Source organism: Mycobacterium sp. IDUB_19, from assembly GCF_055419445.1.
Window position 1 is genome coordinate 1 of the sequence record NZ_JBVAXR010000026.1, and the last position, 14,318, is coordinate 14,318.

Below are 14,318 nucleotides of genomic sequence, written 5' to 3' on the forward strand. Positions count from 1 at the left end.
TGTCCAATGTCGTGCAGCACTCGCACGCCGGCCAGGCATCGATCACGCTCGGCGTCACCGACCACAGATGTGTTCTGCATGTGGTCGACGACGGGGTGGGATTCAACACCGAGACCATGGCACGCCGATTGGGGGAGGGGCACATCGGGCTGGCGTCGCATCGCGCCCGGGTGGACGCAGCCGGCGGCGTGTTCGTTTTCCTCGACACTGCGGTGGGCACTCACATCTGCGTGGAAGTGCCGCTGAAGTCGTGAACCGCTACTGCAGGTCGACCGATTTCCCGGTGGCGGCAGCGTAACCCGCACGGTATCCGAAAACCATTGCCGGACCGATGGTTCCGCCGGCGCCGCCGTAGGCGCGGCCGGTCGCGCCGGCCATCGTGTTACCCGCCGCGAACAGGCCCGGGATGGGTTCCCCGCTGACGTGGAGCACGCGGCCGTCGTAGTCGGTGCGCGGCCCGCCCTTGGTGCCCATCGCGCCGATGCACACCGGCACCGCGTAATAGGGTGCGGTGTCGATCGGGCCGAGCGTCTTTCCGGCGGCGGTGGTGGCGCTGTCGTCGCCCCAATAGCCGTCGTACGCACTGGAACCGCGGCCAAAGTCGGGGTCGGCATCGGCCGCGACATGGCGATTCCACCCGTCGATCGTGCGGATCAGGCCCTCGGCGTCGATACCCGTCTTGGCGGACAGTTCGCCCAGGTCCGCGGACTCGCAGAACCAGTCCGGAACCGGCTCCCCGGGCGCGATGCCCAGAAATCCATAGCGCTGCAGGTGAACTGAATCGAAGACCATCCATCCGCGATCGTTGACGTACCCGCCGCGGGGATCCAGGTAGTGGAACGCGCCGGCCATCGAGTTGTAATCGCAGGCCTCGTTGACGAATCGGTGCCCGGCCTGGTTGACGATGATGCTCCGCGGCCGAGTTCGCTCCAGCCGCACGCTACGGCTGCGCTGGTGGCCCTCGATGGTGTCGTCGGGGATTTGCACGATCGGCACCCACCACGCTTCGCCCATGTTCGCCAGATCCGCGCCATGTGCCATCGCCATCCGCAACCCGTCACCGGTGTTGTTCGGCGGGGAGACCGCCCCGTGCATCGGGCCGCGCAGGAATGCCCGCACCAGGCCCGGATCCCATTCAAATCCGCCGACACCCAACACGACTCCGCGGCGCGCACGCACGTTGACGCTCTGCCCGGACAGCGCGATGCGCACCCCGACGATTTCTCCGTCCTCGGCGATGAGCTCTTCGGCCCGGGCGTTCGTGTGCGGTGTGACCCCGGCGTCGAGTAACCCCTTGAGCAGCCCCGCGATCAGCGCGGTGCCGGCGACGCACAGATCGCTGCCTTCCTCGACCGTCACGTGCAAGCGCGCCCGCGTTTCGGCGTCGATACCGACGTTGGACCAGTCGGCGGGAAACGAGGTGATTCGGCCGCCCCACTCACCGATTTGGTTCAGATCGAACGGCCCCGCGCTCAGTGACCGGCCTCCGGTCGGTTGTCCGCCCGGCAGTTCCGGCCGGTAGTCGGGGAAGCCGGCAGCGATCTCGAAACGCAGGCCGCTGTGCCCCTCGACGAATTCCAGCATGGCCGGTCCGGTCCGCACGAACGTTTCGACAAGAGCATCGTCCATAGTGCCCAGGGACTGCGCGCGCAGGTATTGCAACGCGGCGTCTTGAGTCAATTCGCCGCCGGGAGAACGGTTATGGGCGGGAATCCACACGACGCCACCCGACACCGCGGTGGTCCCGCCGACTGTCGGCGCCTTCTCGAACACCTCGACGGAGGCGCCGGCTGCCACCGCGGACAGTGCGGCGGTGAGCCCGGCCCCGCCAGTGCCGAGCACGACGACATCGACTTCGGAGTCCCAAGACATCAATTGCTGTCCCTTCAGCTCAGGAGTTCGGACAACTGCTTCGCGGCTTTGACGACCGCATCCCTGCCGCGCATGACGACGTCTTCCCGATGGGAGATGAGGTTGATGCAGGTCGGCGGGGACGGCGCTGGGCGGTGGACCGCCACGGCCAGGCCATACGTATTCGGTTCGATCTCTCCGTAGGTCGTCACCCACCCACGCTCGCGCGCCCGCGACACCAGATCCCGCTCGCCCGGACGCGGCGGAAGGCTTGCGAGCAAGGCGATTCCGGCGGCGCCGCGGTCCAGCGGATACCGGCTGCCCTCGTGGAAGGACAGTTGGTAGGCGACGTGGCTCGGCACGATCACCGCGATCGCGACCTGTTGATCGCCCTCGGCGACCAGCAACGACACCGTGGTGCCAAGCTCGTCGGCCAGGGCACGCAACGTCGGCAGACTCAGTTGGCGCACATTGCGGTCGAACGCTGCGCCGAGTACCGCCAGGCCGGCGGCCGGCCGGTAACGCCCGTCTTCGCCCTTGGCCACCAAGCGGAATTGGGCCAATGTCGACAGCAGGCGATAGGCGATCGTCCGGTGCACTCCGACCTGGTCGGCGAGCTGCTGCACGGTCAGCCCAGCGGGGGAATCCGCGACCATCTGCAGCGCGGTGATTCCCCTGGCCAGCGTCTGCGAGCCGGTACCCGAAGCCGTCACAGCCTTGACAGACCTCCCTGCGAGAGCGAAGCTCTATTATATAACGCACGCCAGTGTGCGATATTCGCACACCAGGTAAGTCTAAAGCGAGAACCAGATTTCCACCAGTAGTGGTCAGAGAGGAACCGTGGCGGAGTTCGAGAGCATCTGGAGCGATCTCCAGGGTGTCGCGTTTGAGCAGGGCTATCTCAACGCCGGGGGAGTCAAGACCCGCTACCTGCGTGCCGGTGATCCCGGTAAGCCGGTACTGATGCTCCTGCACGGATCCGGCGGCCACGCCGAGGCCTACGTGCGCAATCTGGGCGCGCATGCCGAGCATTTCTGGACCTGGTCGATCGACATGCTGGGCCACGGGTATACCGACAAGCCGGGCCACCCGCTGGAAGTCGCCCACTATGTCGAGCACCTGATGGCCGTGCTGCGCACCATCGGTGTGGACCGCGCCTATCTCAGCGGCGAATCACTGGGCGGCTGGGTGGCCGCCCGTACCGCGGTCGACAACCCGGATGTGGTTGAGCGACTGGTCCTTAACACCGCCGGTGGCTCCCAGGCCGATCCCGCGGTGATGCAACGGATCATCACGCTGTCCATGGCGGCCGCGGAGGACCCGACCTGGGAAACGGTGCAAGCACGCATCAAATGGCTGATGGCCGACAAGTCCAAGGATTACGACGACCTGGTCGCCAGTCGCCAACGGGTCTATCGCCAACCGGGATTCGTCTCCGCGATGAGCGACATCATGGCATTGCAGGACCCCGAGATTCGTGCGCGCAACATCCTCGGCCCGGACGAATACGGCTCCATCATCGCACCGACGCTGGTGCTGTGGACCAGTGACGACCCCACCGCCGACGTGACAGAGGGACGCCGCATGGCATCGATGATTCCGGGCGCGCGGTTCGAGGTGATGCCCGGTTGTGGCCACTGGCCGCAATACGAGGACGCCAAGACCTTCAACCAGCTGCATCTCGACTTCCTGCTGGGCCGCTGATGGGAACCGGCGGGCCCCAGCCACCAGTAGCAGATGTCGACGTTGTCATCGTCGGCGCGGGCCCGGTCGGTCTAACCCTGGCTAATATCCTTGGCCTGCAAGGTGTCCGAACGCTGTTGGTCGACGAACGCGACACGCTCATCGACTACCCGCGCGGGGTCGGCCTGGACGATGAGTCGTTGCGAACCTTCCAGTCGATCGGCCTGGTCGACCGTGTCCTGCCGCATACGGTCCCGAACCAGATTCTGCGTTTCTTCGACGGCAAGCGCCGGGTGCTAGCCGAAATGGCCCCGCCCGACGCGCGTTTCGGTTGGCCGAAGCGCAACGGGTTCGTCCAACCGCTCGTCGACGCCGAATTGCTGGCCGGTCTGCGCAGATTCGACTGTGTCGAGGTGCGCTGGAGCCGGCCGATGACGGGCTGCAAGGAAACCGCCGACGCGGTCACGGTCGAGCTCGGCGGTGAAGGGGCCAGCACCACGGTGCGGGCCCGCTACGTCGTCGGCTGTGACGGCGGCCGCAGCATGACCCGGCGGGTGATGGGCGTGTCCTTCGACGGGACGACATCATCGACGCGCTGGCTGGTGGTGGACATCGCCAACGATCCGCTGGGCCATCCGAACAGCGAGGTCGGTGCCGACCCCGAACGTCCATACGCCTCGATTTCGATCGCGCACGGAATTCGGCGCTTCGAGTTCATGATTCACGCCGACGAGACCGACGAGCAGGCAGAGGATCCGGCGTTCCTGGAGCAGATGCTGGCCCGCATGGTGCCGCAGCCCGACCGGGTCGACGTGATCCGGCGCCGCGTGTACACCCATCACTCGCGAATCGCCGGGGCGTTCCGCAGCGGCCGGCTGCTGCTGGCCGGCGACGCCGCGCACCTGATGCCGGTGTGGCAGGGGCAGGGCTACAACAGCGGTATCCGGGATGCGGCGAACCTGGGCTGGAAGCTGGCCGCGGTGGTCAACGGCCGGGCCGGCGATAAATTGCTGGACACCTACGACATGGAGCGCCGCAAGCACGCGCGCGCGATGATCGACCTTTCCACCATGGTGGGCCGGGTCATCTCGCCGACCAACCGTCGAGTCGCCACCGCGCGCGACGTGCTGGTGCGTTCGGCGTCAATTGTGCCCACGCTCAAGCGATATGTGCTCGAGATGCGGTTCAAGCCGATGCCGCGCTACGAGCATGGGGCTGTCGTGCACTCGGCGAATCCCAAAGCGCGCACCGAATCGCCCGTCGGGACGCTGTTCATTCAGCCACGGGTCGATACCCGGACTGAGCAAGATGTCCTGCTGGACGACGTGCTGGGCCCGGGGTTCGCTCTGCTGTGCTGGAACAACAACCCACGCAGGATTCTCGGCGACGAGGCGTTTGCGAAGTGGAAAGCGCTGGGCGCACGGTTTGTTGCGCTGCGGCCGTTGACTCAGCTGCACTGGCCCGGACACGACGATCCGGATGTCATCATCGTCGGCGACCGCACCGGTGGGCTCAAATCCTGGTTCGACGTGCACTCCGAATCGGTGGTGTTCCTGCGTCCCGATCGCTGCATTGCGGGTGCCTGTATCGCCCAGCTCTCTCCCGAGCTCAGCGCATCGTTGCTGGACGCCCTCACGCTCATCCCGGGAGGGGGTGATGTCGACAGTGGCAATGGCTCTGTGCTGTATGTCCCACAGCCCGCTCCTGAATCTTCCGGGGCCGTCGCGGGACCTGCTTGACGACATCGAAGGCGCCATCGCGCAGGCTCGGGAATTCGTCCGCGATTACGATCCCGAACTCGTCGTCATCTTTTCTCCGGATCACTACAACGGGTTCTTCTACAAGGCGATGCCACCGTTCTGTATCGGCCTGAACGCCAACGGAGTTGGCGACTACGGCACGCATGCTGGTCCGCTGGATGTTCCGACGGGCCTGGCCTCGCAGTGCGCGGAGGCCGTGCTCGACGCGGGCATCGACGTAGCGGTATCGGCCAGCATGGACGTCGACCACGGGACTGTCCAGCCGCTGGAGAAGCTGTTCGGGGACGCGCTGGCGCGTCCCGTCATACCGGTCTTCATCAATGCGGTTGCGGTGCCGTTGGGACCGCTGCACCGTTGCCGGGCGCTGGGCGCCGCCGTGGGCAACTACCTAGCCACTTTGGACAAGCGGGTCCTGGTGATTGGATCCGGTGGACTCTCGCACAGTCCGCCGGTGCCGACCCTGGCGACCGCGACTGACGCGGTCCTGGAGCGGATCGTGCAGGGCCGGCCGATGACACCCGAGCAGCGGCAAGCCAGGCAGATCGCCGTCGTCGAGGCGGCCAAGGCCTTCGCCGGCGGCGGCAGTGATCTGCAACCTCTCAACCCGGCGTGGGACCACCGCTTCCTGGAGATCATCGACGGCGGCCGGCTCACCGAGTTCGACCTCTGGTCGAACTCGTTCGTGCTCTACGAGGGCGGTACCTCCGCGCACGAAGTGCGCACGTGGATAGCGGCTTTCGCCGCGCTGAAAACCGCAGGCGAGTATGCGACGGCGCTGCGCTATTACAGACCGGCCGAGGAATTGATCGCCGGGTTCGCGATCAGGACGGCGATGCCGACATGACCGGTGCGGACATGACCGGCTTGGATCACGTCGTCGACGTGTTGATCGTCGGGTCTGGCGGTGGCGGCATGACTGCCGCCCTGACCGCGCACGCTTCCGGACTGGACACGTTGGTGGTCGAAAAGTCCTCCCATTTCGGCGGTTCCACCGCCCTGTCCGGAGGCGGCATCTGGGTACCTGGCGCGCCCTCGCAACGCCGGGAGGGCTACTCGCCGGATCCCGAAGGCGTGGTCGAGTACCTGCTCAAGATCACCGGAGGCTTGGTCAGCGAGGCGCGCATCCGGCAGTACGTCGAGTCCGCCCCGAAGATGCTGGAGTTCCTCGAAGGGCTTTCCGGATGGTTCGAATTCGTCTGGAAGCCAGGCTATGCCGATTACTACCCGGAATTGCCCGGTGGCTCCGAACTCGGTAGCACAATCAATGTCCCGGCCATCGATCTACGGAAGCTCGGCGCAGACGAGAAGACGCTGCTGCAGCCGCTGGCGCTTGCTCCCCGGGGAATCTGGCTGGGCCCCAAAGACCTTCGGACCTTCTACCGAATCAGGCAGTCGTGGGCCGGCAAGGGCGTGCTGGTGAAACTGATCTGGCGGATGGTCAAGGCTAGAGTCTTCAATGAGCGGATGGCCGCGATCGGACAGTCGCTGGCCGCACGGCTGCGGCTCGCGATGCGAGAGAGCGGCATCCCGCTGTGGCTGGACGCTCCAATGACCGAGTTGCTCACCGACACAGGCGGATCGGTGACCGGGGCGGTGCTCGAACGGGACGGCGCCAAGCAGCGGATCGGTGCGCGCCGAGGCGTCATCCTGGCTTCCGGTGGCTTCGATCACGACCTTGCCTGGCGCAAGGAGCAGCTTCCTGTTGTGGACCAGGACTGGAGCTTCGGTAACCCGGCCGCCATGGGCGACGGCATCCGCGCGGGCCAAAAGGTGGGCGCCGCAACCGATCTTCTGGACGAGGCGTGGTGGTTCCCGGCCATCCAATGGCCGGACGGCCGAATGCAATTCATGCTCAACGAGCGAATGATGCCGTCCCAATTCATCGTCAACGGCGACGGCAAGCGCTTCATCAACGAGGCCGCCCCGTATATGGACTTCGGCCACGCCATGATCGACGGACAGCAGTCCGGGGTCACCCATATCCCATGCTGGCTGATCACCGATCACCGATCCTTCAACCGCTACGTCGTCGGCGGCCACCTACCGATCCCGAAAATCCCCGGCGCTCCGGTGCCCACCGGCCGCAAGGTTCCGTCGGCCTGGCTGGAATCCGGCGTGGTGAAAGCGGCGACCGACTGGGACGAAATGGCCGGAAAGATCGGCGTCCCGGCCGCCCAACTTCGGGCAACCGCAGCGCGTTTCAACGAGCTCGCGAACCAGGGTCACGACGACGATTTCAACCGAGGGGACAGCGTCTACGACAACTATTACGGCGATCCGACCCTGCCCAACCCCAATCTGTATCCGCTGGGTGACCCGCCCTACTACGCGTTTCGAATCGTTCTCGGCGATCTCGGGACCTCCGGTGGTCTGTTGACCGACGAATATGCCCGAGTTGTACGTCCCGACGGCACCGTCGTGCCCGGGTTGTACGCGGTGGGTAACACCTCCGCGCCGGTGATGGGCCGCAGCTATGCGGGCGCCGGGGCGACCATCGGTCCCGCCATGACGTTCGGCTTTATCGCCGCGAAACACCTTGCCAGCCAGGCCTAGTCTCTTGAGGAGGTAACAATGAAAATTTCACTGTTCTACGAGTTCGCTCTGCCGCGCCCGTGGGTGCCGGATGACGAACATGTCATGTTGCAGGAATGTCTGGACGAGGTGGAGGCCGCCGACAAGGCGGGGTTCTCGACCGTCTGGCTGACCGAGCATCACTTCCTGGAGGAGTACTGCCATTCCACCGCGCCGGAGATATTCCTGGCCGCGGCCAGCCAGCGGACCAAGAACATCCGGCTCGGATTCGGCATCATGCACCTGCCGCCCTTGGTGAATCACCCCGCGCGGGTCGCCGAACGCATTGCCACCCTTGACCTACTGTCCAACGGGCGCGTCGAGTTCGGCACCGGCGAATCCTCCTCGGTCGGTGAGCTGGGCGGGTTCAACATAGATCCCGCCGACAAGCGCGCGCAGTGGGAAGAGGCGCTCGAGGTCTCGATCCGATGCATGATCGAAGAGCCCTTCTCCGGGTTCGATGGCCAGCACGTCCAGATGCCGGCCCGCAACGTGGTGCCCAAGCCGCTGCAGAAGCCACATCCCCCCGTCTGGGTCGCCTGCACCCGGCCGGCCAGCGTGCAGATGGCCGCCCAAAAAGCCATTGGCGCTTTGAGTTTCGCCTACACCGGTCCCGGGCCGCTGACCGAGCGGGTCAACGGCTACTACAAGGAGTTCGAGGAGAACGGCGTGCCGGTCACGCCGCGGATCAACCCGAACATCCTGGCCATCGGTGGTGACCTGTCGATGATGGTCGCCAAGACCGATGAGCAAGCCCTGCAACGCCTCGGCCAGGGCGGCGGGTTCTTCTCGTTCGGCATCATGCACTACTACATGACCGGCGTGCACACCCCCGGGCGGACCGGGGTGTGGAAGCGCTACCTCGAAGAGGTCGAAAAAGACCCGACGCTGGCCTACGGCCCCGGCCGTGGCGCGATCGGATCCCCGGCCACCGTGCGCGAATTCCTGCGCGGCTACGAGGAGAGCGGCGTCGACGAGATCATCCTGCTGCTCAATCCGCGCAGCCACGAAGGCACGATGGAGTCCATCGAGCTGATGGGCAAAGAGGTGCTGCCCGAATTCATCGAGCGCGATAAGAAGGCGGTCGCTGAGAAGGCCAAGCGGCTCGAGCCCGTCATCGAGAAGGTCGAGGCGCGACGGCCCAAGTCGACCGCACCGAAGTTCGATGAAAACTACTCCTTCGGCGGCCTGCCCACCGGTCGTGGCGGTAAGTTCACTGCCAGCGAGATTCCCGAGGCTATGGCGGAGATCAACGAGGGCCGCGTTCAGGCGGCGCAGCGCGCAAAGGAGGAGCGCGGCAAATGATTCCGGACGGCCCCTGGATTTAGGAAGGCGTGGGCGAAATCGACGAGCTATGGCGATACGACGGCCGCCGCGCGGTGGTGACCGGATGTGCGTCGGGCATCGGCGAACAGGTGGTACGACAGCTCACCCAACTCGGGGCCGAGGTCATCGGGCTGGACAAGCGCCGACCGCCGTTCGAGGTCAACGAGTTTCATGAAGTCGACCTGGCTGACCCGGAGTCGATAGACGGTGCCGTAGCGTCCATCGGCGGGCGCATCGACGCGCTTTTCAATGTCGCCGGTGTCTCCTCCGGGATCGGCAACCCGACGCTGGTCGCCACGATCAACTTCCTGGGCCTGCGGCAGGTGACCGAGGCGCTGGTTCCGAAGATGGCCGCGGGGTCTTCCATCGTGAGCGTGTCCTCGCTCGCGGCGGCCGCCTATCGAGAGCATGTGGAAGCCGTGGCGCCGCTGCTGAAAACCGCGACGATGCAAGAGGGCATCGAATGGTGTCAGGCCCATCCCGACGAGTTGGGCAACGGCTATCAACTGTCCAAGGAAGCGATCATCCTCTACACCATGCGCAGCGCCACGGTGTTGGGTGCCAACGGTATCCGCATCAACTGCTCCGGCCCCGGGGTCACCGAGACCCCGATCCTTGATCAGCTGCGGACGGCGTACGGACAGGGCTTCCTCGACGACATTCCCAACTCTCTGGGGCGGGTTTCCGACCCCGCCGAGCAGGCTGCGGTATTGCTCTTCTTGAATAGTCGTGCAGCCAGCTACATCACGGGACAGATCCTCTGGGTCGACGGCGGAAACGTGGGCGCCGCGATCGCCCGTGAACTCGAGGAAGGACGGGCCCCATGGCCGACTTGACTGACTTTCGGCGGGTCGCGAGTGACGTCTCCAATTGGGGGCGGTGGGGGGACGACGACGAGCTCGGCACCCTGAACTTCATCACCGCGGACAAGGTCGCCCAAGCAGCGAGCCTGGTCAAGCATGGCAAGGTGTTCCCGCTCGGCGTCGACTTCGGTGCTTCCGGGCCGCAGGGCGCCTTCGAGTTTCGGCATAACCCGGTGCACATCATGACTGTCGACGGCGGCGATGTGAACACGCTGGCCAAGTACGGGCCGAACTGGCCCCGTAATCCGTTGGCCCAGCAGCTGAGTAGCTACATGACGGCCGACAACCCGTTCCGCTTCAACGACGACATCATCATCATGCCGTTGCAGGCGGCAAGCCAGTGGGATGCGCTGTCCCACGTCTACTACGACGATTTCCTCTACAACGGGTTCCCCGCGGATTCGGTGACCAGCTTGGGCGCCTACCACTGCGGCATCGACAAGGTCGACGTCAAGGGCATCACGTCGCGCGGTGTGCTGCTGGACTTGGTTCGCCATCGCGGGGCGGAGGTCTTCCTGGAGGCCGGAAACCCGATATCCCCGGAAGAACTCGACGACGTGGTCCGCGCGCAGGGCGTGACAATCGGGCCAGGCGACATTGTGCTGATCCGGACCGGTTGGTGGACAAGGTTTCTCATGACCGGAAACAAGACGGAAGGGTATTCCGGACTGGACTGGCGATGTGCCCAGTGGCTGCACGATCACCAGATCGCCGCCGTGGCCGCAGACAACCTTCAGGTCGAAGACCTGGAATCCGGAGTCGAAGGGGTCACTTTCCCGCTGCATCTGCTCTGCCTGCGCGACATGGGGATGATCTTCGGCGAATACTGGGATCTCACCGCGCTGGCAGCGGACTGCGCGGCCGACGGCGTCTACGAGTTCCAGCTTGTCGCCCCGCCCCTGCGGGTGGTGGGCGCAGTCGGCTCCCCAGTCAACCCGATCGCGATCAAGTGATGGACTTCGCGCGCAAGACCATGCTGGTGGATGGCCTTACCACCGGCTACCTTGAGGCCGGCGAAGGAGATCCCCTGGTGCTCCTGCACGGCGGCGAGTTCGGCGCCAGCGCCGAACTCGGTTGGGAACGCAATATTTCCGCGCTGGCCGCGCATTATCGAGTGCTGGCCCCGGACATGCTGGGGTATGGAAGTTCGGCGAAGGTGATCGACTTCGTCGACGGCCGCGGGATGCGGATACGCCACATCGCCCGCTTCTGCGAGGTGCTCGGCATCGACTCGGCGCATTTCGCCGGCAACTCCATGGGCGCCATCAACCTTCTCAACGACACCACGTCGGAGGCGCCTCGGCTGCCGGTCCGTAGCTTGATGATCATCTGCGGAGGCGGAGAGATCCAGCAGAACAAGTACTTTGAGGCATTGCAGGAGTACGACGCGACGTTTGCGGCCATGCGCAGCATCGTCGAGGCACTGTTCTACGACGCCGGGTATCCGGCCGACGAGGAATACGTGCGGCGCCGCCATGAGTCGAGCACCGCGCCAGGGGCATGGGAGGCGGTGGCCGCGGCGCGTTTCCGCCGTCCGGGTTCGTCGCGGCCCCCGACCCCGTCGACCACGCGAGCCTACGAACGCATCTGTGTGCCAACGCTTCTCATCGAAGGCGGAGAGGACAAGCTGCTACCGTCGGGCTGGGCCGCCCAGATCGCCAAGCAGATCGACGGCGCCCGCTCGGCGGTCGTCGCCAACGCCGGTCACTGTCCACAGATCGAGCAGGCGCCGACGACAAACGATTTGCTGCTGGAATTCCTGGCTTCTTAGAACACGTATTCCAACCGGGTCATCATTCCCGCGACTTGGTGGTAGGTGTTGTGGCAATGCATCTGCCACACGCCGGGGTTGTCGGCCACCAGGACGGCGAGGATCTTCTGTTTGGGCAGCACGATCACGGTGTCCTTGCGGGCGCCGAGAGATCCGTCGGAGTTGATCAGCTGGAACGTGTGCCCATGCAGGTGGATTGGGTGATACATCATCGTGGTGTTGTCGAACGTGATCGTGGGCCGTTGACCCTGCTGAACGTGGAGCGGATTGGTCCTGCTGTAGGGCTCGCCGTTGATCGTCCAGTCGTACTGGATCATGTTGCCGCCCAGGACGACCGGAAGGTCGAGACCCGGTTGGGGCCGCCCCAGCATGGCCGACGTTGCGGCGGTGAACATGTCGACGGTCCCCACGCGTTTGGTGAGTTCGGCCGGTTGGAACTGCGGATCGGGCGGGCTGCCTTGTCCGGTGGACAGCAGCGCACGCGCCAGCGAGCCTTTACCTTCCGCGAGCGCTACCAGTGGGAAGACGCCGTCGGCGGCGGTCACGATGACGTCGTACCGTTCGGCCATCCCGATGAGCAGGGCGTCGACCTGCCTGGGCACGACGCGATAACCGTCGGTGTGGGTGACCGTCATGGTGTGGCCGGCCAACGCGACGCGAAATGCGGTGTCGGAACCGACGTTGATGAAACGAATCCGGATTCGCTGGCCCGGTTTCGCGTTGAAACTGGTGGGAGCCGCGGGAATTCGGCCGTTGATCAGATAGTACGGATAGGGGATGTCTCCGGCGTCGCCGCCAAGCAGGTCGCTGTTACCAACCTTGGCTGTCGGCATCGCCGCCACCGACGTTGTCGGGCTCGTCGACGTTGTCGGGGTTGTCGACGTCGTCTCGGTCGTGGACGTGGTGGAGGTCGTCGAGGTGGTGGGGGATGACGAGGTCGTCTCGGGTGCGGCGGGCATGTTGGACATGCTGGGCTTGTTCGGGTTCGTGAGCTCCTCGTAGAGTTGCTGCGGGCTCTTTCCGATGCCGTCGGTCCAGTCATCAAGGACCACAACCCATTCGACGTCGTAATCACCCTCCGTAGGATCCTCGATGATCACCGGCAGGTAGAGACCCATGTCTTCGTCGAGGCCGGTGTGCGGATGGGCCCAGTAGGTTCCCGAATTCGGCACGGAGAACTGGTAGGTGAATTCTTGACCGGCCTCGATGTTCGGTGTGGCCGGCTCCGCGCCATCCATGTTGTTGCGCAACGCGATACCGTGCCAATGCACCGATGTCGGATGGTCGAGTTTGTTCGAGACCTTGACCACAAGCTCGTCGCCGACGGTAGCCCGGATCAACGGTCCGGGGAGCTTGTCGCCGAAGGCCAGCGTCCGGACGACCGGCCCGCCCAGGTCGATCTGGGCCAGCTGCGGAGTCAAACTGGCGGTCACCGTGCGGCCGCTGTGGGGCCGCGCCGCTTCCGCTGCAGCGATCGCGGCCGCCATCTTGGTGGCACTGCTCGGTGCCTGCGACTCGGAGTGGCCGCAGGCCGCCAGGGTCAATCCACCCGCGATACCGGCTGCCATGAAGCCGCGCCGGGTAAGCCGCGCCCCGTCGATCCGAACCCCACTGGTGGGTAGCGGCATTGATCGCTCCTCGTCGTCGGTCGATACGTGCCCGGCGAGTTATACCGTGCTAGGGAGTTAGCCAGAACGCAACCATTGACATGTAGGAGTGTTCCCCTGCCTCAACCGGCCTAGGCCCGGGACGGTATCCAGTCGCTGAAGTTGGTGGGGTAGACGGTCAGTTTTTCGCCGTCGATGGGGACGATGCTGCGGTCGTCGAGCACCGCACCGTAATAGCGGGCATCGGGGTCGGTGACCACCTGGCGGGTATCGCCAGTTGCGGCGAACCAGGTCCGGATGAAGTCGTCCATGCCTTGCTTTTCCGGGCCGGCGATGTTGATCACCGCGTTGGTCGGATCGCCAGTTGCAGCGCGGGTGACGGCCGTGGCGACATCCGCCGAGGCAATGGGCTGGAATGCTCCGTGCGGCGCGCGGACCGTGTCGCCATCGGCCAGCGAATCGGCAATGCCGCCAACGAATTCGAAGAACTGCGTCGCCCGCACGATCGAATACGGAGACCCCGATTCCACGAGCACCTTCTCCTGGGCGACCTTGGCCCGCATGTAGCCGCTGTCGGGCGACCGCTCGGCTCCGACGATCGAGAGTGCGACGTGGTGTGCCACGCCGGCAGCGCGCTCTGCCTCGAGCAGGTTGCGGGTGGAGGTGGTGAAAAACTCCAGCACGTCGTCGTCGGCCCAGGACGGTGAGTTCGAAACGTCCACCACCGTGTGGACACCGGCGACGGCCTCGGCGACGCCTTCGCCGGTGATGGAGTTGACACCCGAGCGCGGCGATGCCGGCACAGCCTCGTGGCCCAGCTCGGTCAGCATGCCGACAACCTGCGATCCGATCAGCCCGCTGCCACCGACTACCAAAATCTTCATGA

The 14,318-nt window shown here is 65.2% G+C and carries 13 protein-coding genes; 9 read left to right on the forward strand and 4 right to left on the reverse strand.

Annotated features, from left to right (window positions below; translation table 11 throughout):
• Positions 1–254: ATP-binding protein (locus ACZY0B_RS19265; RefSeq protein WP_463765808.1), on the forward strand; the 254-nt coding region annotated here is incomplete at its 5' end.
• Between the two features lie 4 nt (positions 255–258).
• Here the strand turns inward: ACZY0B_RS19265 and ACZY0B_RS19270 are convergent.
• A complete protein-coding gene (locus ACZY0B_RS19270; protein ID WP_463765809.1) occupies positions 259–1,872 on the reverse strand; it encodes an FAD-dependent oxidoreductase in 1,614 nt (537 codons plus the stop codon).
• Positions 1,873–1,886: 14 nt separating this feature from the next.
• On the reverse strand, positions 1,887–2,564 hold the full coding sequence (locus tag ACZY0B_RS19275) for an IclR family transcriptional regulator (protein WP_463765810.1): 678 nt from the start codon (positions 2,562–2,564) through the stop codon (positions 1,887–1,889).
• 127 nt (positions 2,565–2,691) lie between these two features.
• Between ACZY0B_RS19275 and ACZY0B_RS19280 the strand changes: the two genes are divergently transcribed.
• Genes ACZY0B_RS19280 through ACZY0B_RS19315 form a run of 8 tightly spaced genes read left to right on the forward strand, consistent with a single transcriptional unit; the run spans position 2,692 to position 11,825 of the window.
• Positions 2,692–3,555 (forward strand): alpha/beta fold hydrolase, encoded by an 864-nt coding sequence (locus tag ACZY0B_RS19280; RefSeq protein WP_463765811.1) that lies wholly within the window; start codon positions 2,692–2,694, stop codon positions 3,553–3,555.
• Positions 3,555–5,273 carry a bifunctional 3-(3-hydroxy-phenyl)propionate/3-hydroxycinnamic acid hydroxylase gene (locus tag ACZY0B_RS19285; protein ID WP_463765812.1) on the forward strand — a complete coding sequence of 573 codons (1,719 nt, stop codon included), beginning with the start codon at positions 3,555–3,557 and terminating at the stop codon, positions 5,271–5,273. Before ACZY0B_RS19280 ends, ACZY0B_RS19285 begins: the two co-directional genes overlap by 1 nt.
• Positions 5,221–6,138, forward strand: a complete 918-nt coding sequence (locus ACZY0B_RS19290; protein WP_463765813.1) for a 3-carboxyethylcatechol 2,3-dioxygenase — start codon at positions 5,221–5,223, stop codon at positions 6,136–6,138. Before ACZY0B_RS19285 ends, ACZY0B_RS19290 begins: the two co-directional genes overlap by 53 nt.
• Before the next feature lie 11 nt (positions 6,139–6,149).
• Complete coding sequence (locus ACZY0B_RS19295; RefSeq protein ID WP_463765886.1) at positions 6,150–7,847, forward strand: FAD-binding protein; 1,698 nt, start codon at positions 6,150–6,152, stop codon at positions 7,845–7,847.
• Positions 7,848–7,865: 18 nt separating this feature from the next.
• Positions 7,866–9,170 carry an LLM class flavin-dependent oxidoreductase gene (locus ACZY0B_RS19300; RefSeq protein WP_463765814.1) on the forward strand — a complete coding sequence of 435 codons (1,305 nt, stop codon included), beginning with the start codon at positions 7,866–7,868 and terminating at the stop codon, positions 9,168–9,170.
• A 29-nt stretch (positions 9,171–9,199) separates the two neighbouring features.
• Positions 9,200–10,027 carry a coniferyl-alcohol dehydrogenase gene (locus ACZY0B_RS19305; RefSeq protein ID WP_463765815.1) on the forward strand — a complete coding sequence of 276 codons (828 nt, stop codon included), beginning with the start codon at positions 9,200–9,202 and terminating at the stop codon, positions 10,025–10,027.
• On the forward strand, positions 10,015–11,007 hold the full coding sequence (locus ACZY0B_RS19310) for a cyclase family protein (protein ID WP_463765816.1): 993 nt from the start codon (positions 10,015–10,017) through the stop codon (positions 11,005–11,007). Before ACZY0B_RS19305 ends, ACZY0B_RS19310 begins: the two co-directional genes overlap by 13 nt.
• The gene (locus tag ACZY0B_RS19315) at positions 11,007–11,825 is read left to right on the forward strand and encodes an alpha/beta fold hydrolase (protein ID WP_463765817.1); all 819 of its coding nucleotides are present in this window, start codon (positions 11,007–11,009) and stop codon (positions 11,823–11,825) included. The genes ACZY0B_RS19310 and ACZY0B_RS19315 overlap by 1 nt, the downstream gene beginning before the upstream one ends.
• Here the strand turns inward: ACZY0B_RS19315 and ACZY0B_RS19320 are convergent.
• Entirely contained in the window at positions 11,822–13,453 is a 1,632-nt protein-coding gene (locus ACZY0B_RS19320; RefSeq protein WP_463765818.1) for a multicopper oxidase family protein, read from the reverse strand. The genes ACZY0B_RS19315 and ACZY0B_RS19320 overlap by 4 nt on opposite strands.
• Positions 13,454–13,563: 110 nt before the next feature.
• The gene (locus tag ACZY0B_RS19325) at positions 13,564–14,316 is read right to left on the reverse strand and encodes an SDR family oxidoreductase (RefSeq protein ID WP_463765819.1); all 753 of its coding nucleotides are present in this window, start codon (positions 14,314–14,316) and stop codon (positions 13,564–13,566) included.
• Positions 14,317–14,318 lie beyond the last annotated feature (2 nt).

Coding starts and splice junctions, on each gene's coding strand:
- ACZY0B_RS19270 (WP_463765809.1), bottom strand. CDS start 1,872: ATGTCTTGGGACTCCGAAGTCGATGTCGTCGTGCTCGGCACTGGCGGG.
- ACZY0B_RS19285 (WP_463765812.1), top strand. CDS start 3,555: ATGGGAACCGGCGGGCCCCAGCCACCAGTAGCAGATGTCGACGTTGTC.
- ACZY0B_RS19290 (WP_463765813.1), top strand. CDS start 5,221: ATGTCCCACAGCCCGCTCCTGAATCTTCCGGGGCCGTCGCGGGACCTG.
- ACZY0B_RS19295 (WP_463765886.1), top strand. CDS start 6,150: ATGACCGGCTTGGATCACGTCGTCGACGTGTTGATCGTCGGGTCTGGC.
- ACZY0B_RS19300 (WP_463765814.1), top strand. CDS start 7,866: ATGAAAATTTCACTGTTCTACGAGTTCGCTCTGCCGCGCCCGTGGGTG.
- ACZY0B_RS19310 (WP_463765816.1), top strand. CDS start 10,015: ATGGCCGACTTGACTGACTTTCGGCGGGTCGCGAGTGACGTCTCCAAT.
- ACZY0B_RS19315 (WP_463765817.1), top strand. CDS start 11,007: ATGGACTTCGCGCGCAAGACCATGCTGGTGGATGGCCTTACCACCGGC.
- ACZY0B_RS19320 (WP_463765818.1), bottom strand. CDS start 13,453: ATGCCGCTACCCACCAGTGGGGTTCGGATCGACGGGGCGCGGCTTACC.
- ACZY0B_RS19325 (WP_463765819.1), bottom strand. CDS start 14,316: ATGAAGATTTTGGTAGTCGGTGGCAGCGGGCTGATCGGATCGCAGGTT.